This window comes from Microbispora siamensis, assembly GCF_016863095.1.
GTDB lineage: Bacteria > Actinomycetota > Actinomycetes > Streptosporangiales > Streptosporangiaceae > Microbispora > Microbispora siamensis.
In genome coordinates, this window is sequence record NZ_BOOF01000042.1 from 27,955 (window position 1) to 45,842 (window position 17,888).

A 17,888-nucleotide genomic window follows, 5' to 3' on the forward strand; every position below is an offset into this window, starting at 1 on the left:
GTTTGCGGTCACCGCACTGGGGATCCTGTCCGGAGGCCGCTGGAGGCGTCCGGGTCACAGTGCGACCAGGCGTCCGCCGCGCCCCTGGAGGCGGACAGCGGCCAGGGCGCCGGAGGCCGACGCGACCACGAGCAGCACGCCGCAGGCCGTCGCCACGGTGTGCGTATCCCCGGCGATGGCGGCGCGCAGGCCCTGGACGGCCCAGTATCCGGGAGAGGCCGGTGCCACGGCGGCGGCCCACCCCGGCAGTGCGTCGAGCGGGACGAGCGCGCCACCCAGGCTGCTGAACAGCATGCCGCCGATGTCGTACGCCGCCGACAGTTCGCCCGTGCTCCGGACAAGCACGCCGAGCAGCGCGCCGACTCCGAGCAGGGTGCAACTCCAGCAGAGCAGGACGCCCAGCAGCGGGAGCGGGTGGGGAACGCTCAGGTCCAGGGCGCACACGCCGAAGCCGATGATCAGCACCTGCTGGGCGAGCAGAGCGGCGAAGACGGGCACGGCCTTGCCGACGAGCATCTCCGCCGGGTGGAGGGCCGTGCCGCGCATGCGGTCCCAGGTCCGGCCGAGCCGTTCGGTGAGAATCGTATTGCCCGAGATGCTGAGCGCGAGCAGCGAGAAGGTGACCAGCGTGCCGACGACGGCCTGTTCCGTGCCCGCGGCCCGCCCCTGTGCGGCCACGTAGAGCGGGCGCAGCAGGGTGAGGAAGGCGAGCGGCAGGATCATCCGGCTCAGCAGCGGGCCGGGCTCGCGCAGCATCAGCAGCAGGTTGTGACGGACCAGGACGCCCGTACGGAACACGGACTCACGCGGCGACATCACGAGCCTTCCCGGCTTCCAGTGAGCGATAGAGATCGTCCAGGCTGGGACGGCGTACGTCGACGGAGGTGGGCGTACGGCCCGCGGCGAGCAACGCGGCAAGGTCGGCGCCGGGGTTGACGGTCGGCAGGCGCAGTTCGGGCTCGGCGGGGTCGGCGAAGGTGACCCTGAGCTCGCCCGGCAGGCCTCGGGTCAGCTCCTGCTGGGTGCCGCGCGCGACGACCCGACCGGCTCGGGCGAGCGCCACGGTCGCGTCGAGATCCACGAGTTCCGGCAGGTAGTGGGTCGTGTAGAGGACCGCGGCACCCGCCTCGGCACGCGCCTTGACCGCTGCCAGCAGGGCCGAGCGGGTCTCCGGGTCGGCGCCCGCGGTCGGCTCGTCCAGCAGCAGCAACGGCGGCGAGCCCACCATGGCGGTGGCCGCCTGCACGCGGCGGCGCTGGCCGCCGGACAGGACGCCGGCGAGCCGGTCCGCGAGCGGGGCGAGGTGAAGCTCGTCCAGGACGCGGGAGATCTCCGTGTCCCTGCGCCGCCCGCGCAGCCCGGCCAGCCCGGCGAACAGCCGCAGGTTGTCGCGCACGCTGACGCCGTTGTAGAGCGCGAACTCCTGCGGAGCCATGCCGAGCAGCCGACGTACGGCACGACCGGAACGACCCGCTATGCGTACCTGGCCCGCATCGGGGCGTACGAGGCCGGTGACGACCTCGACGAAGGTCGTCTTGCCCGCTCCGTTGTGCCCGATCAGGCCGACGATCTCGCCGGACGCGACCGCGAGGTCGAAGCCGTCGAGCGCGCTACGCCGGCCGTAGCGCTTCACCAACCCCTCCGCGACGAGCATCCCGCCCCCACCAGGTCTACACCGTATACGTCTACACTGTATACACGTGAGTGGCAGGAGGGAAGAGATCCTGGACGCCGCGCTGGCGATCGCCGACGAGCACGGCATCGGCAAGGTCTCGATGCGTGCGCTGGCCGAGCGTGTCGGAGTGACGCCGATGGCGCTGTATCGGCACGTCAGCGACAAGGCCGAACTCCTGGACGGCATGGTCGGCCGGCTCCTCGCCGGGCTCCTGCCGCCCGACGCGGGGCAGGATCAGGCGTGGGACGAACGGCTCGCCGCCCTCGCGCACGCCGTTCGTACGATGACCCGGCGACATCCCTGGGCGGCGCAGTTGCTCTTCTCCCGGCCGGCGGTCACACCGGACGCCGTACGAGTGGTGGACCTCATCTACACCGCACTCATCGAGGCCGGGGTTCCGGACCGCGAGGTGCCCCGGCTGGAGCGCCTGATCGCCACCTTCGTGATCGGATTCGCCGCCTCCGAGGCCTCCGGCCGCTTCGGCACCGGCTCCCTCGACCCGCGCGGCCGCCGCGGCCGGCTGCCCGAGGGCGAGCTTCCCGGCCACAGCAGGCTCGCGCCGTGGCTCGACCTGCCGTCCGACCTCGACACCGAGTTCGAGGCCGACCTGGACGACCTGATGCGTCTGATCAAGGCCGTCGCGGGCGGGCAGGACTGACCGCGGGCTCCCGCGGCGTGCGAGCCTCGCGATCCGGCGACGGCCGGCGGCTCCCCTGGGTCAGTCCTCGGGAACCCGCTGGATGAACGCGGTGAGGCCGTCCGCGTCGAGGAGGTCCACGGGACGGACGGTCTCGTTCGAGCGGACGTAGTGGAAGGCCGCCCCGACCTTCTCCAGCGGCACCCCGGCCAGCGCGGCCCACGCCACCCGGTAGGCCGCGAGCTGCACCGACGCGGTCTCCGCGGCCCTGCCCTGCGGCCGTTCGCCGGTCTTCCAGTCGACCACCACATAGCCGTCGCCCTCGCGGAAGACCGCGTCCATCCGCCCGCGCACCAGGCGGTCGCCGATCATGGTCTCGAACGGAATCTCCAGGTCGACCGGCTCACGCGCGGCCCACTCGCTCTCCTCGAACCGCTCCTGCAGCTCGGCGAGCTGGACGTCGGTCTCCGACATCTCGTCGGCGGCGCCCGGCAGCTCCAGGTCGTCGATCAGGCGCTGCTGGCCCCAGCGCGACTCCAGCCACCGGTGGAAGGTGGTGCCCCTGCGCGCCAGCGGGGCGGGCCTGCGCGGCACCGGCCGGCGCACCTGCCGGGCGAACGCCGCCGGATCCTGGGCCAGCGTGACCAGCGACGACACCGACAGCCGCGACGGCAGCTCCACGACCGCCCCGGCCCGCTGGCGGTTCGTCTCCCGCTCGCGCAGCAGCAGGTCGGTGTCGCGCGCCCAGGCCCGCATCCGCTCCCGGTCCCGGTCCCTGAGGAGCACGTGGCCGTCGGCCGCCGGGGGCGGGCCGTCGCCCATCATCGCCTCCTCCACGAGGCGGGCGCCGTCGAGGATCGCGTCGCGTACCGTGACGGACGGCCACTCGGCCACGGGCGGCTCGGCGAGCAGCGGGTTGTCCGAACTCTCCGGATCCTCGGCCCAGCGGACGACGCGGGCGCCCGCCTCGCGGATCTCCCGCAGGAACTCCGAGGGTTCCAGCGGCCGCGACGAGGTCCCCCAGCGGTAGCCGGAGGCGATCAGCAGGTAGTGCGCCCTGGTGACGGCGACGTACGCCAGCCGCCGCTCCTCCATCAGGTCACGGTCGCGGCAGCGCTCGTCGAAGGCGCCCAGCGCCTCCCGGTCCAGCCCGGCCAGCTCGGGCAGGTCCGCGCTGTCCCCCCGCAGCGGGTACGGCAGCTTGCGCGGGTTCTCCGTCCACCGCGAGTTGGTGACCGGGGTCGCGGGGAAAATGCTCCCCTTGATCAGCCCGCCCTTCTGGGAGGTGAGCTGCGACAGGCCCGGCACCACCACGACCGGCCACTCCAGTCCCTTGGAGGCGTGGACCGTCATCAGCTTGACCGTGTTGCTGTCGCCGACGCGCCCGGCCTCCAGGCCGAACTCCTCGCTCTCCGCCGCCTTCAGGTACGCCAGGAACGCGCCGAGCGTCGGGTCCTCGGAGTCTCCGGCGAAGCGCGAGGCGGAGTCGAGGAAGGCGTCGAGGTCGGCGCGGGCGGCCAGCGGGCTGCCTCCCCTGGCGGCGACCTCGACGTCGAGCCCGAGCCGGCGTTCGATCTCGCTGATCAGGTCGGGCAGCGGCTGCCCGGCATGGGCGCGCAACTGGCGCAGCTCGCGGGCGACGGCGGGCAGCCGCATCCGCGCGAGCGGGGAGAACCGTTCCAGCCAGTCGGGCCGGTCGGGCAGCTCGTCGAGCGCGTCGATCAGGCTGCCGCGCTCCTCGGCGAGGTCGGCGACGACCTGATCGAGCGGGTCCTCCGGGCGCGGCCCTCCCCTGGCCGCCCTGATCTCCTTGTTGAGCTCGCGGGCCAGGTCGCCGAGCACCTTGAGGTCGGCCGGGCCGATCCGCCAGCGCGGCCCGGCGAGCAGCCGGACCAGCGCGTCCCCGGCGGTCGGGTCGTACAGCGCCCGCAGGGTCGCCACGATGTCGGCCACCTCGGGCACGGTGAGCAGCCCGCCGAGGCCCACGACCTCCACGGGGATCCCCCGGGCCTCCAGGGCCCGGCGCAGGGCCGGGAACTGCGACCGCTTGCGGGCGAGGATCGCGACGTCCTGCGGCTGCAGGGCGGGGCCGCGCTTGGCCCGCTCGCCCTCGCCCCAGGGCAGGCCGTCGGGGGCGCCCTCGCCGTGCAGGATCCCGGCCAGGCCCTCGGCGATCCACTCCGCCTCGTCCTCGGCCGTCTCGTGGAAGGCGCACAGCACCCGCCCCCGGCCCGCCCGGTTGCCGCCCGGCACCAGCACCGGCACCTCACGGGCCTCCCGCCGCAGGGGCGCCTGGATCCGGGCCGCGACGCCGAGCACGTGCTCGCCGTTGCGGAAGCTGACCGACAGCCGCCGCACCTGCGCCGGATCTCCGGACGCCGACGGGAAGTCCCGGGGGAACCGGGACAGGTTGCCCGCCGACGCGCCGCGCCAGCCGTAGATCGACTGGCAGGGGTCGCCGACAGCCGTGACCGGGTGGCCCCCGCCGTACAGCGAACGCAGCAGCACGAGCTGGGCGTGGCTGGTGTCCTGGTACTCGTCGAGCAGCACGACCGAGAACCGGGACCGCTCGGACGCGCCGACCTCCGGGTGCCGCGAGGCGATCCGCGCGGCCAGCGCCATCTGGTCGCCGTAGTCGATGACCTCCCGGCCGCGCTTGAGCCGTTCGTACGCCTCGACCATCGGCAGCAGTTGCTCGCGGACGGCCTGGGTCTCCACCGGCTTGCGCTGCTCCTTGACGATGCGCCCGGTCAGCGAGGCCAGGCGCTCGCGCAGCCAGTCGCCGACCTCGCGTACGTCCGCCGGGTCGCGCAGGTGCTCGGCCAGCTCACCGGCCAGTTCGAGCACGGCGGCGGTGACGCTGGGCGGGGACAGGTCCACCCGGTCCATCGGCCCGTCGTACTGGCCGACCACCCGGGCCGCCATCTGCCAGGCGACGGCGGGCGTGACGAGCCGCATGGTGGGCTCGAGCCCCTCCCGCAGCGCGTGGTCGGTCACCAGCCGGGCGGCGTACGCGTGGTAGGTGGAGACCGTCGGCTCGGAGTCGAGCAGCTCGGGCTCGACCAGCCCTGCCGCCGCCAGCCCGGCCAGCCGCTGGCGCACCCGCTCGGCCAGCTCGGCGGCGGCCTTGCGGGTGAAGGTGAGGCCGAGGATCTGCTCGGGCCTGGCCAGGCCGTTGGCGACCAGCCAGACCACCCGCCCGGCCATGGTCTCGCTCTTGCCGGATCCCGCTCCCGCCACGACCACCATCGGCTCGGGGGGCGCCTCGATGACGGCCGCCTGCTCGGGGGTGGGCGGGAGGATCCCGAGCCGGCCGGCCAGCTCACCGGGCGTCAGCACACCTGTCCTCCGTTGTCGTTCACAGGGCAGGCGATTTTAGCGGCACAGGTGCGGCAGCCGTCGTTGACCGTGGCGACGAACACGTTGGCGGACATGCCGGTCGCCACCGTCTTGACCAGGCTCTCCGCCCAGTCGGGCTCGGGGTCGTCGGCGAGCGCCCGCTGCGCCTGCTCCCTGGCGTCCGCCGACTGGCCGGCCGCCTTGCCCAGGTGCAGCAGGGACGCGCCGCCCGGCTGGACGAGGCCGTGCCGTTCGAACGCCCCGAGCGTCGTGGCGAGCTGGTACACCCCGAGCTGCGGATGCCGGTCGATCTCGGTGTCCTTGGGCTTGCCGCTGCCGGTCTTGATGTCGATGATCACGGCACGGCCGGCCTCGTCCCGCTCGACCCGGTCCACCCGGCCGGTGATCTGGATGTCGTGACCCGGCACCCGTACGGTGAACGCCTCCTCCACCGCGACCAGGTCGCGCGGCTTGTCCTTCTGCCACCGGACGAACCTGTCGACCATCTGCTCGGCGACGCGGCGCTGCTTGCGGTTGAACCACAGCCCGCCGAAGTCGAACTGGTCCCAGATGTCGTCGAGCCGCTTGACGTAGTCGGTGCCGTCCTCGGTGGCCATCGCGGCGATCGCGTGGACGACCGTGCCGAGGCTCTGGGTGACGTTCGACGACCCGGCCCCGACCGCGGTCTCCAGCATCCAGCGCAGCCCGCACTTGGTGAAGCTCTCCACCGACGACGGCGAGATCTGGACGACGTCGTCGGGCCAGCCGAGCGGCCGGTCGTCGGAGATCGGGGTCAGCGCGTACCACTCGCCGGGATTGGCGCCGGGCACCCCGGCCTGGGCGAGCCTGGCGAGGTGCGCGGCGGCCTCGCGGCGCACCGCCTCGGGCTTGCTCGTGTCGCACACGGCCGCGCGCAGGTCGGCGACCAGCGCCGACATGCTGAGCCACCGGGCCCGGTCGTCCACGGTCGCCGGCTCCACGCCGCCGGGCAGCAGCTCGGTGAGGAACCGGGAGGGCCGTTCGTCGGTGTCCTCACCGCCGACGGCGGTGACGACGAGCCTCCTGCGGGCGCGGGTGGCCGCGACGTAGAACAGCCGCCGCTCCTCGGCGAGCAGCTTGGACGCCAGCGCGGCCGTCGCGGCCTGCGTGGTGTCGAGCGCCGAGCCGCCCGCGAACTCCACCAGCGCCTCGGTGCCGAGGAGCGAGCCGCGCAGGCGCAGGTCGGGCCACAGGCCCTCCTGCACGCCCGCCACCACCACCACGTCCCATTCCAGGCCCTTGGACCGGTGCGCGGTCAGGATCCGTACGGCGTCGCCCTCGGGGGCGGACTCGGCCAGCGAGTCGCCGGCGATCTCCTGGGAGGTCAGGTCGTCGAGGAAGACCGCGACCCCGGCCTTGGGCAGCCGGTCGGTGAAGCGGGCCACGTGGTCGAACAGGGCGACGACGGCGTCGAGGTCCCGGTCGGCCTGGGCGCCCCGCGCCCCGCCCGCGAGGCTGGCCTCCGTCCAGCGCTCGGCGAGCCCGCTGGCCTGCCAGATCTCCCACAGCGTCTCCTCCGCACCCTGGCCGTGCCGTACGGCCTCGCGGGCGGTCGTGATGAGCCGCGCGAGGCGTTCGGCCGGCGCCGCGACGTGCGGCTCGACGCCGCCCAGCTCCCGGGCGTCGCGCAGCGCCGCGACCAGCAGCTCGTCGGACGAGCGCGGGGTGAAGGGCAGCGCCGGCTGGCCCGCCTCCTCCGCCGCGGCGGACTCCGCGGCGACCGCCTCGTGCTCGGCGATCCGCAGGGCGCGGCGCAGCCGGCGTACGCCGATCATGTCGGTGCCGCCGAGCGGGCCGGTCAGCAACTCCTCGGCGGTCGCCACGTCGAGCGTGCCCGGCGCGACGGCGATCCGCAGCAGCGTGATGAGCGGCCGGACGCCGGGCTCCTGCACCAGCGGGAGCTCGTCGCCCGCGACCACGACGGGCACGCCGGCGGTGACCAGCGCCCGCCGCAGCAGCGGCACGTGCCGTACGGCGCTGCGCACCAGCACCGCCATGCGCGACCACGGCACCCCGTCGAGCAGGTGCGCCCGGCGCAGCGTGTCGGCCACCACCGCGGCCTCCTGGCTGGCGCTGTCGGCCAGCAGGACCTTCACCTCGCCCGGGTCCGCGTCCCCGACCGGGATCAGGTCGCGGTGGCCTCCGGTCCTGTTCTCGTGACCCGGTACGGCGGGCAGGCGGTAGGCGACGCGCCGGGAGGCCTCGAGCAGGGCCGGGCCGCTGCGACGGCACACGCGCAGCGCGACCACCGGAGCGTCCCGCCCGTCTCGCGTCGGGAACCGCTCGGGGAAGCGCAGGATGCCCTGCACGTCGGCGCCCCGGAAGCCGTAGATGGACTGGTCGGGGTCGCCCACCGCGATCAGGTCGCGCCCGTCTCCCGCGAGCTGCCTGAGCAGGAACTCCTGCGCCGGGTCGGTGTCCTGGTATTCGTCGACGAGCACCAGGTCGTACGCGTCCCGCTCGCGCCGCCGCACCTCGCCGTCGGCCAGCAGGCCGGCCGCCTCGCGGATCAGCTCCGAGTAGTCCAGTGCGGGCACAGGATCGAGGTCGAACCGGTCCTGGTAGCGGTAGGAGAACAGCCCGGCGGCCTCCCAGTCCGGCCTGCCGTGCTCGCGGCCCAGCTGCACCAGCGCGTCGCCGTACAGGCCGCGCTCGGCCGCCCGGGACAGGAAGTCGCGCAACTCCTCGGCGAACCCCCGGGTCTTGAGCAGCTCGCGCATGTCCGCGGGCCAGTGCCGCGCGCCGTCCTCCAGTTCGCCGTGCAGCAGCCGCCGGATCTCCAGCAGCTGCTCGGGACCGGTGAGCAGGCGCGGCGGCGGCTCACCGGCCAGCACCGCCTCCCGGCGCAGCAGCGCGTACGCGTAGCTGTGGAAGGTGAGGGCCAGCGGGGTCCTGGTGGTCCTGCGCATCCGGGCGGTGATCCGCTCGCGCAGTTCGCCGGCCGCCTTGCGGCTGAAGGTGAGGACCAGCACGCGCTCGGGGTCCACGCCGCGGCGCTCGACCCGGTCGACGACGGTCTCCACGATCGTGGTGGTCTTGCCGGTGCCCGGCCCGGCGAGCACGAGCAGGGGCCCGCTCTCGTGCTCCACGACGGCGCGCTGATGTTCGTCCAGCACGGGAGCCGCGCGACGTCCCACGCCCCCGCGCCGCACCAGCCGGTAGTTCTGACCACTCACAGCACAGCATTCCACCAGATCACTGGGACAGATCGTGCCCGAATGCCCACTCCGTGTCCTAGTGGGGGTGGATCAGCCGGCCGCCGTCACCCGTACGCCCGGCTCGTCGTGAAGGTCGCCGCGATGGGCCTGCCGGAGCCGCTCCAGCGTGCGGCCGGTCGAGGAGGCCGGATCGGCGGTGTACATGACGACCAGCAGGTCGGGCTCCCCGGGCAGGGCCAGGGTCTCGTACGCGAAGTCCAGGTCGCCGAGCTCCGGGTGCCGCAGCAGCTTGACCCCGAAGGTCTTCTCGGCCACCCGGTGCTCCTCCCAGAGGCGGGCGAAGTCCGGGTCGGCGGACAGGTCGGCGACGAGCGGGCCCAGCAGCGGGTCGTCGGGGTGCCTCCCGGCGTACAGGCGCAGGTGGGCGATGGTCTCGGCGGCCACGGCCGGCCAGTCGCGATAAAACGAACGCGCCCGCGGCGACAGGAACGTCTGGCGGGCCATGTTGCGCTCACCCGCGGGCATGGCCGAGAAGCCGTTGATCCGGTCGGAGAGGGCGTTCCAGGCCAGCACGTCCATCCGGGGCCCGATGACGCAGGCCGGCAGGGAGTCGGCCGCGTCCAGGAGCATCCGCACCCCGGGCCGGACATGGGCGAGGGGAGCCCGCTGGTCGTCCGGCGGGCGGAGGAGGCGGCGCAGGTGCGCCCGCTCGGTGCCGTCCATGCGCAGCACCCGGGCGACCGAGTCGAGCACCTCGTCGGAGACGTTGCGTACGCGCTGCTGCTCCAGGCGGATGTAGTACTCGACGCTCACGCCCGCGAGCAGCGCGACCTCCTCACGCCGCAGCCCGCTGACGCGCCGCCGCCCGTTTGCGGGGAGCCCGGCGTCCTCGGGCCGGATCCGGGCCCGGCGAGAGCGCAGGAACCGTCCCAGATCACCATCCATGCGCCCAAGACTAGTACTGCGGTTACCAGTAAAAGGCGTGCGCTGGGTAAGCCCGGCACGCCCCGCCAGAGTGGCTCTCGTCAAGCTCGAACGCGAAGGAGTCACGATGAGCTACGAGAACCTGGCCGGACGCGTCGCCGTGGTCACCGGGGCCGCCAGCGGCATGGGAGAGGCGACGGCCCGGCTGCTGGCCGCCTCAGGCGCGAAGGTCGCGCTGCTCGCCCGCCGCGCCGACCGGCTGGAGGACCTGGTCCGGAAGATCGCCGCGGACGGCGGCACCGCGCTGGCCGTGACCGCGGACGTCACCCGGGACGACAGCGTGGCCGCCGCCGTGGACCGTGTCCACGCCGAGTTCGGGGCTGTGGACCTGGTGGTCAACGCCGCGGGCGTGATGCTGCCCAACCCGATCGACGACGGCCGCATCGACGAGTGGACGCGCATGCTCGACACGAACATCGCGGGCGTCCTGCGGGTGACGCGGGCCTTCACGGCCGACCTGCTCGCCGCTGCGGCGGAGGGCCGTACGGCCGACCTCGTCAACATCTCGTCGATCGGCGCCCACCTCGTCTTCCCCGGCTACGCCGTCTACGGGGCGACCAAGGCCGCCCTCACCCACCTGTCCACGAACCTGCGTGCGGAGTTCGGCCCGCGCGGCGTGCGGGTGACCAACATCGAGCCGGGCCTGACGGCGACGGAGCTGGGCGACCACGTCGACAGCCCGGAGCTCGGGGCGCAGTTGGCCGGGATGTTCCAGGTCATCACGCCCATGACCGCCGAGGAGATCGCCGACCTGATCGGGTACACGGTCAGCCGGGCCAAGCACGTCAACCTCCGCCAGGTCGTCGTGCTGCCGACCAACCAGGCCTGAGCAGGCCCGCCGATCACGGTGTGTGCGGCCGGGTGAGTCGGGTCCGGACGAGGCCGATGAGCGAGGGACCGCCCCTGAAGCACCACAGGGCGATGACGGGATCGCAGATGGCGCAGCCGAAGGACGAGTCATGGGCGAAGGGAATGATCGGGCTGCCCTTGAGGTGGTGAAGGATGTCCCACCCGGTGTGCAGCAGCCAGGCGATCCCGATGAACGTCCACGACTCCAGGCCGCGGTAGGCGCAGTACGCGACGAGGGCGGTGAAGGGGAACTCCCAGCCGCCGAGGCCCCCGCCGCTGAGATAGGCGGCCCCCGCTCCGGCCACCATGACGGCGTTGAAGCGGCGGCGGTGCGGTTCGGGGATCAGCGACATCAGCACGGCGTAGGCGAGGCCGATCAGGATCGGCAGGACAAGACTCATGAGCGTGCGGCTTTCTGGGATGGCTCTCCGATGACGCGAGCAGACGGCCGCACCGCGAATGGTGACGGCGGACCCGCGTCAGAAAGCCAACCAGTCGGCCGGCATCCCTTCCCAGGGGAATTGACGACACATGCCGACGGGATCCCGCCAGGCGTCGGCGCGAGATGCCTAACCCCGGGCCGTAGCAGGCGTACCGGCCAGGAGGAAGAACCGGCGGGACCCGCCTACGCGGATGGACGTCCCTTGCCGGGCACGTCTCCGAGAGGGACATCGCGCAGGATGAGCAGCAGGAGGAGGGCACAGCCCACGGTGAGCGCGATGTCGGCGACATTGCCGACGAAGAGGCCACCGTAGTCGATGAAGTCCACGACATGCCCCTGGGCGAAGCCGGGCGGGCGGAAGAGGCGGTCGAGCAGATGGGAGGTGGCGCCGCCCAGCAGGGTACCCAGCACCAAAGCCCACGCCGGCGAACGCAGCCTCCGCCCGACGTACAGGATGCCGGCGACCGCGGCGGCCGCCGTCAGGGTGAACACCCACGTCGTCCCCTCGCCGATCGAGAACGCGGCGCCGGGGTTCAGCAACAGCCGCAACCCGATCAGCCGCGGGATCAGCGTGATGCCCTCACCGTCCGAAAGCGCGGAGATCGCCCAGAACTTGGAGGCCTGGTCCACGAGAAGAACCACCGCGGCCAGCACGAGCATTCGCCCGTACGGCCGCGTTCCCGATCTCGTCTCCTGCGAACCTCGTCCGTCCGACATCTCTACCTCCCAATCCGCGACGTTCTCGGTTCCGGTCAGGAGGAGAACACCTGGTCGATGACGCGGGCGGTGGCCTTGCCGTTGTCGTGCGGCGCGTAGGTCCGGACGAAGGCCGCGTAACGGTCGGCCAGCTTGGCGGTCACGGTGTCGATGTTCCGCAGGACCTCCACGACCTCGGGCGAGGTCTCCAGCCGCGGTCCCGGGCGCTGCGACTCCAGGTCGAGGTACAGCCCGCGGGACGAGCGATACTTGCCCAGGTCCGGCGTGAACAGCACGACCGGCCGCCCGGTCGCCACGAAGTCGAACATGACCGACGAGTAGTCGGTGACGAGCACGTCGGCGATCAGCAGCAGATCGGCGGTGTCGGGATAGGTCGTCACGTCGATCGCGAAGCCGTCGTGCGCGTTCACGTGGGGGAAGGCCTGCATCATGTGGCCGCGGACCAGCACCACGTGGTCGGCGCCGAGTGCCCGCTTCGCGTCCGCCAGGTCGAGCTTGACCGCGGCGTTCCTGCGGTCGTAGTCGCGGTAGGTGGGCGCGTACAGGACGACCCGCTTGCCCTCGGGAATGCCGATCCGGCGCCGGATCTCCGCCGCCAGCGCGTCACGGTCGCCGGCGACGAGGACGTCGTTGCGCGGGTAGCCCGACTCCAGGATCTCGCCCTCGTAGCCGAAGGCCTTGCGCAGCACGGACGACGCCCACGGGCTCTGCGACAGCAGCAGGTCCCAGCCGCGGACCTCCACGGCCTGGCGGTGCCACACCGGGGGCCGGGGCTCGCGCTTCATGTGGGCCTGGTCGCGGCCGATGTGCTTGACCGGCGTGCCGTGCCAGGTCTGCAGGAGCACCTGGTCCTCACGGGTGCGGAACCACTGCGGCATGAAGTTGTTGGAGACGATGTAGCGGGCGCGGGCCAGCGCCTCGTAGTGCTCCCGGCTGCCCTCGCGGACGACCGTGGGCACCACGCCGTCGCCGAGGCCCAGTTCACGCGAGCCCGGCGGGACGAACGCGCCGTCCCTGACGACCCAGATGTGCTCGCCCTCGTCGCCGCGCCGCAGCCGCTCCTCGTAGATGGCGCGCGGGTTGTCGGAGTAGGCGCGGCCGTCGAAGGAGACGTAGACGGTGGCCTCGCGCAGCGGCCGGGCGCGCTCGGCGGGGTAGAAGGTGCGGCTGAGCGCCCACACGCCCGCCGCGCTCCGCTCGTCGCCGGGCCGATCCTCGGCCGCCACGAGCACCGGCACGTCGTAGCGGGTGGCGACGAACCGGTAGACCCGGCCGCCGATGATCCGGGGGCTCTCGTCCAGCGCGTCGAGGCCGGCGTGGTCGAACCGGGCGGGCACCATGGCCGGGCCGTACCTGCCGGGCGGGGCCACCGAGACGTTCCAGGTGCCCTCGGCCAGCGGCACGGCCGATCCGAAGCGCGGCATCGCGCCGGGCGACAGCCGTACGGTGAACCGCTCGCCGTCGCGCTCGAGCGGCACGCGGATCGTGAGCCCGCCCCGGTGCCGCAGCACGAGGTCGCGCGGGCCCTGGTCGGGGTCGGGGTAGCGGCCGGTGAGCGTGATCGACTCGTCGTGCCACTCGGCCGAGGTGATCACGGGCAGGATCTTGTGGCCCGAGATGACGACGCGGTCGCGCCGGTCGCCCTGCACCGTGACCTCGCGCTCGCCGATGAGCAGACGGGTCTCCTCCGCGCCCTCCAGCATGACGGCCGCGGCCGGGTCTCCCTTGGGCTCGACCCACAGTCGCCGGGACTCCGCGTTGAGCAGGGTGCCGACCGCGAGCGACAGCGAGAAGCGGCTGCCGCCCTCGACCGGGGCGAAGTCGGCCGACATACGGTGCCCGCCGACGCGGGCCTTGCCCCTGGTGATGGGCCGGCCCGGCAGGAAGCCGGTGAGCTCGATGGTGTCGCCGTTCAGCTGCACGCCGGTGAGCTGGGCGCGGGTCGGCTGGTAGACCACCTGCAGCGCCTTGTCGGAGGTCCACACCGGCCGCACCCACCAGCGGGGGCGCACCTGCAGCCCGGCCGGGCGCTCGGTGCGGCCGATCACCGGACCGCGCAGCACGCCCTTGGCGCGGGCGGCGCGGCTCCAGATGACGATCTCGGCCCGCCAGGTGGTGGTGTCCTGGACGGTGTGGCGGCGGCGCAGCACCCGCTTCGCGCCGCGCACCAGGGCCCGCACCCCGGCGCGCCAGCGCAGGGCGAACGGATGCAGCTCGGCCGTGAAGCCGGCCCAGTCGTAGTTGCATCCGGGTTCGCGGGCGGCGTGGGTGGCCTCGGGGCGGTAGGTCCTGCGGGTCTTCATCGTGACCCGCGGCAGCCAGCGGGGGCCGTGCAGCACGACGGTGGCGCGGTTGAACCGCCCGCTGCGGACCGACAGGCCCGCGATGTAGGCGTGTCCGGTCACCCTCAGCCGGTTGCCCACCCAGGTGATGTCGTCGATCTGCGTGACCGGCACGAGGTCGGCTGCCCGCAGGCGCAGCAGCGAGGGGTCGCCGACCTCGACCGGCAGGTCGGCGTACCACCGCAGGCCCCGCCGGACCCGGCGGGAGGGCTCGGCCGCGGCGGCGGCGAGCTTGGCCAGCGCGTCGCTCTCGGCGAGCTCGCCCGGGTCCTGCGTCTCGATCAGGTGGCAGGCGACCCGGCGCCCGACCGGCAGCTCACGCTTGACCTTCGGATCGACCTCCGCGAGGTACGGCCGGAGCGCGTCGATGGTCTGGCGGCGGCGGGCGGGCCCGCGCTTGGCTGCGGCGTCGAGGCGCAGACCCAGGGGACCGACGATCGCCTCACGGTCGACCTCCCGGCGCTGCGCGGGGCTCAGCCCCTCCGCGCGCACGAGCGCGACCAGCGCGTCTATCGGCTCACCGCGGTCGTAAAGCTCCTGGACAGCCCGCAGTCGTTCAGCGACGACGTCGCCCGTGGGTGCGGGTGTCATACGGGAGGCACCACCCTTCGCCAGACCTGTGTTCAGAAAATGGTAATGCCCTCAGAACACTGCCGGACCTGACTCGCGGAAGCCTGTGGATTTCCTGTGAATCAGCGGGTGACGCCCCTGTGGCACGGGGTGACGAGCGGCACTACGCCGGGGGAAGGGCGCCCGTCCGACCGTCCGGGGCGCGGCCTGTCAGCTCCCGGGTCAGGGCCTCGAACGGGCTATCGTGATCACCGGCGACGGTCAGGCGCGGCCGTCCCAGCGGGCCGCGCGCATGTCGGCGCGGGCGCCGCGGACCGGGGTGCCCTCCTCGCGCCACCGGGCCAGGCACTCGCCCTCCAGGCCGGGCGCGGGGGTGCCGTCGGCGTGGATCACCCGCCACCACGGCACGGCTCCGCCCCACAGCGACATCACGCGGCCGACCTGCCGGGGGCCGCCCTCGCCGAGATACTCGGCGACGTCTCCGTACGACATCACCTTGCCGGGCGGGATCCGCTCGACCAGGTCGAGCACCCGCTCCGCGTACGGCGGCGGCTGGCCGCGGCCGTCTCTCAAGCGCTCCACTCAGTGGGCCCGGCCGCGATGATCTCTTCGAGCTTGCCGAACTCGTAGGTGGACGATCCGTTGATCTGCTCGACGACGCCGTTCCTGATGCCGTACGCCTCGCCGTCCTCACCCACGAGCCGGGCCCCCATGAGATCGGTGAGAAGTGCCAGCTGGGCGACCTGCCAGTCGGACCCGGGCTGGCCGGAGAGCCGTCCCGACCAGGTCGCGATCTGGTGCACGGAGTCGCCGTGGCGCGCGACGACCTCGCCCGCCTCGTGCGACCCGCGCAGCTCGAATCCGGCCCGTGCCGAGACGCTCGCGAGTTCGGCGTAGGCGAGCGGTGCATCCCGCTCTACGCGCAGCTCGTACCCCATGAGCCGCGACCCTAGCGAAACTTGACCTGGCTTTGTCACCGGAAACACGAACATCGGGATTACCGCGTCCGAAATGCTGCAGAACGGCGGCCAACATGTGATCACCGGCGGCATCTGGCTACCGGCGGCGCAGCGCGACGGCCGCGGCGCAGAAACCGCCGATTCCGAGGGCGACGGCGATGCCGTAGATCCAGAGCCTAACCGGATCCGGCCCCGGGCGCGCGGGCCCCTGCGCGATCGGGCCCTTGCCGAAATGCGCGTCGTCCTGCACGGACGACGCGTGGCCATATCCGGTCAGCTCCGCGGCCTTGCGCAGGGCCGCCGCCGCGTCCACGACTCCGAATCCGACTTTGTCGTCATAACCCGCGGGCGGGTGAGGACGGGAGGTCGCCGTCAAAGCGCGCGACACCAATTCCGGCGACAAATCCGGATATTTCGCCTTTATTAGTGCGATAGTGCCCGCGACGAGCGCGCTGGCCACCCCGGTCCCCGACACGGCCCCCTTGCGGCCCCCGGCGAGGGTGACGGGCACGCGGTCGCCCGGCGCGGCGACCAGGACCGAGAGGTTGTCGCTGCTGCCCGGGGTCTTGGCGCCCTTGCGGTCGACGGCGGCGACGCCCACCACCCCGGGATAGCCCGCGGGGAACGCCCAGTAGGAGGTGCCGTTCTGCCGGGCGTACGGCGACCGGCCGGCGTCTCCGACGGCCGCGACGAGCACCACGCCCCGCGCCAGCGCGAAGGAGATGGCGTCCCGCTCCACGCGGTCCACGCCGTACGCGGGGACGGGCAGGCAGATGACCTTGGCGCCCCGGCCGGTCGCGTAGCGGATGCCGCGGGCGAGCGGGCTGTCCTGTGTCTCCGCTGCCGGGCCCTCGGGCTCCGCGGAGCCGCCCCCGGGACGGCTCCGGACCACGGGGAGGGACAGCACCCGCGCCTCCGGCGCGATCCCGGACGTTCCCCCGCCGCGCCCGCTCCCGGCGATCGCCGAGGCCAGCGCGGTCACGTCGTCGCCCGGCCGCACCGTGTCGTCGCCGAACGTCGCGCCCGTCATGTCCGGCCCGCGCTCGACCCGGCCGCTCAACTCGGGCACGCCGGTGTCGGGCTGCCCGCCGCCGAGCAGGGCGACGGTCACGCCCGCGCCCTTGCTGACCTTCCAGGCGGCGGCGGCGTTGACGGCGTCGAGCGCCCACCGCGAATCCTCGCCGCCGGGCGCCGGCGCCGCCCAGACCGCCGGTCCGGTGCCCAGGAGGACGGCCGTCAGCGCCGCGCAGAGGGAGGCCGGCCTCAGCACGCGTTCCCCTGTGTGCAGCGGGGGACGTCCGGGGGCTCTCCGAGGGCGCGCGCGATGCGCCCGGCCACGGTCTCGGCCACGGGCCACATCTCGCTGTTCACCTGTTCCTCCAGGGGGACGGAGGCACGCGTCCTTCCGTCGGTGTACCCCACCGTGGAGAAGACGATGTACGGCCCGGCGCCCACCCATCCGGTGCGCTGGCGCTGGGCCGCGCCGAAGGTGTCGGTGACCGTGCCGGGAAAGGCCACGGGCCGTACGCCCACGCGGTCGTCCACGGGCAACTCGCCCGCCGCGTCGGCGCGGGCCTGCTCGCTGGGCAGCACGGCGACGCCCACGGTGACGGCGAACGTCGAGGTCTGGTCGACGTAGGTGGCGCGCAGCACGGCCTGGCAGCCGTACTTGCGCAGCACCGACGCCACCGGCGAGTCGACCGCCGCGGCGCACGCCGCCTCGGGGGCGATGCCCACCCTGCGCGCGTACTGCTGGGCGCGGCCGAGCGCCGTGTACGGAAGCTCCTCGGGGAAGACCATGCCCGCGGGCCAGGCGCGCCATCGCCGGGCCACGTCCTCGGCCACGTAGCGGGCGCGCTCGGCGTCGGTGAGCGGCCTGGACCTGTTCTCCTGGATCAGCCCGACCGACCCGAGCAGCACGTTCACCGCGGCGACGGCGAGGACCACACCCATGATCGTCAGGTAGAGCGAGCGGAAGCGGATGCCGCGCTCGAGTTCGGCCCGTTCCCTGGCCGCCTGGGCGGCGGCGGCCCGTCCCCTCGACGCCGTCCAGGGCCGCGCGCGGGCACGGCGGGCGGACGCGCCGAGCGGCAGTGCCCGCGGACCCGCCCGTCGGAGGCCGGACGGCGTCCGCGCCGTCTGCGGGATGCGGGACTGCTCAGGCGGCATACCTCGAT

The 17,888-nt window shown here is 73.5% G+C and carries 14 protein-coding genes; 2 read left to right on the forward strand and 12 right to left on the reverse strand.

Features of this window, described 5'->3' with window-relative positions; all coding sequences use genetic code 11:
- Positions 1-54: 54 nt before the first annotated feature.
- Both Msi02_RS31715 and Msi02_RS31720 read right to left on the reverse strand, forming a co-directional pair.
- A complete protein-coding gene (locus tag Msi02_RS31715) occupies positions 55-816 on the reverse strand; it encodes an ABC transporter permease (protein ID WP_204051598.1) in 762 nt (253 codons plus the stop codon).
- Positions 803-1,633, reverse strand: a complete 831-nt coding sequence (locus Msi02_RS31720; RefSeq protein WP_239108892.1) for an ABC transporter ATP-binding protein — start codon at positions 1,631-1,633, stop codon at positions 803-805. The genes Msi02_RS31715 and Msi02_RS31720 overlap by 14 nt, the downstream gene beginning before the upstream one ends.
- A 67-nt stretch (positions 1,634-1,700) precedes the next feature.
- On the opposite strand from Msi02_RS31720, the gene Msi02_RS31725 reads away from it, so the two are divergent.
- Positions 1,701-2,333 (forward strand): TetR/AcrR family transcriptional regulator, encoded by a 633-nt coding sequence (locus tag Msi02_RS31725; RefSeq protein ID WP_204051600.1) that lies wholly within the window; start codon positions 1,701-1,703, stop codon positions 2,331-2,333.
- A gap of 60 nt (positions 2,334-2,393) precedes the next feature.
- Here the strand turns inward: Msi02_RS31725 and Msi02_RS31730 are convergent, their stop codons facing one another.
- From Msi02_RS31730 to Msi02_RS31740, 3 genes are all read right to left on the reverse strand, one after another.
- Positions 2,394-5,651: an ATP-dependent helicase gene (locus Msi02_RS31730; protein WP_204051601.1), complete on the reverse strand. Its 3,258-nt coding sequence runs from the start codon at positions 5,649-5,651 to the stop codon at positions 2,394-2,396.
- On the reverse strand, positions 5,645-8,866 hold the full coding sequence (locus tag Msi02_RS31735) for an ATP-dependent helicase (protein WP_204051602.1): 3,222 nt from the start codon (positions 8,864-8,866) through the stop codon (positions 5,645-5,647). The genes Msi02_RS31730 and Msi02_RS31735 overlap by 7 nt, the downstream gene beginning before the upstream one ends.
- Positions 8,867-8,938: 72 nt before the next feature.
- Positions 8,939-9,793 carry a helix-turn-helix transcriptional regulator gene (locus Msi02_RS31740; protein WP_204051603.1) on the reverse strand — a complete coding sequence of 285 codons (855 nt, stop codon included), beginning with the start codon at positions 9,791-9,793 and terminating at the stop codon, positions 8,939-8,941.
- A gap of 106 nt (positions 9,794-9,899) precedes the next feature.
- On the opposite strand from Msi02_RS31740, the gene Msi02_RS31745 reads away from it, so the two are divergent.
- Positions 9,900-10,661 (forward strand): SDR family oxidoreductase, encoded by a 762-nt coding sequence (locus tag Msi02_RS31745; RefSeq protein WP_204051604.1) that lies wholly within the window; start codon positions 9,900-9,902, stop codon positions 10,659-10,661.
- Positions 10,662-10,674: 13 nt separating this feature from the next.
- On the opposite strand, the gene Msi02_RS31750 is transcribed toward Msi02_RS31745, so the two are convergent.
- The 7 genes from Msi02_RS31750 to Msi02_RS31780 all read right to left on the reverse strand — a co-directional run bounded on the left by Msi02_RS31750 (position 10,675) and on the right by Msi02_RS31780 (position 17,880).
- A complete protein-coding gene (locus Msi02_RS31750) occupies positions 10,675-11,082 on the reverse strand; it encodes a DUF6010 family protein (protein WP_204051605.1) in 408 nt (135 codons plus the stop codon).
- Between the two features lie 224 nt (positions 11,083-11,306).
- Positions 11,307-11,783 (reverse strand): signal peptidase II, encoded by a 477-nt coding sequence (locus Msi02_RS31755; protein WP_204051606.1) that lies wholly within the window; start codon positions 11,781-11,783, stop codon positions 11,307-11,309.
- 92 nt (positions 11,784-11,875) lie between these two features.
- Complete coding sequence (locus Msi02_RS31760; RefSeq protein WP_204051607.1) at positions 11,876-14,773, reverse strand: CDP-glycerol glycerophosphotransferase family protein; 2,898 nt, start codon at positions 14,771-14,773, stop codon at positions 11,876-11,878.
- Positions 14,774-15,013: 240 nt separating this feature from the next.
- Complete coding sequence (locus Msi02_RS31765; protein ID WP_079315496.1) at positions 15,014-15,325, reverse strand: MGMT family protein; 312 nt, start codon at positions 15,323-15,325, stop codon at positions 15,014-15,016.
- A complete protein-coding gene (locus Msi02_RS31770) occupies positions 15,322-15,690 on the reverse strand; it encodes a hypothetical protein (RefSeq protein WP_079315472.1) in 369 nt (122 codons plus the stop codon). The genes Msi02_RS31765 and Msi02_RS31770 overlap by 4 nt, the downstream gene beginning before the upstream one ends.
- Before the next feature lie 118 nt (positions 15,691-15,808).
- A complete protein-coding gene (locus Msi02_RS31775) occupies positions 15,809-16,981 on the reverse strand; it encodes a S8 family serine peptidase (RefSeq protein ID WP_204051608.1) in 1,173 nt (390 codons plus the stop codon).
- Positions 16,975-17,880 carry a hypothetical protein gene (locus Msi02_RS31780; protein ID WP_079315473.1) on the reverse strand — a complete coding sequence of 302 codons (906 nt, stop codon included), beginning with the start codon at positions 17,878-17,880 and terminating at the stop codon, positions 16,975-16,977. The genes Msi02_RS31775 and Msi02_RS31780 overlap by 7 nt, the downstream gene beginning before the upstream one ends.
- Positions 17,881-17,888: the final 8 nt, after the last annotated feature.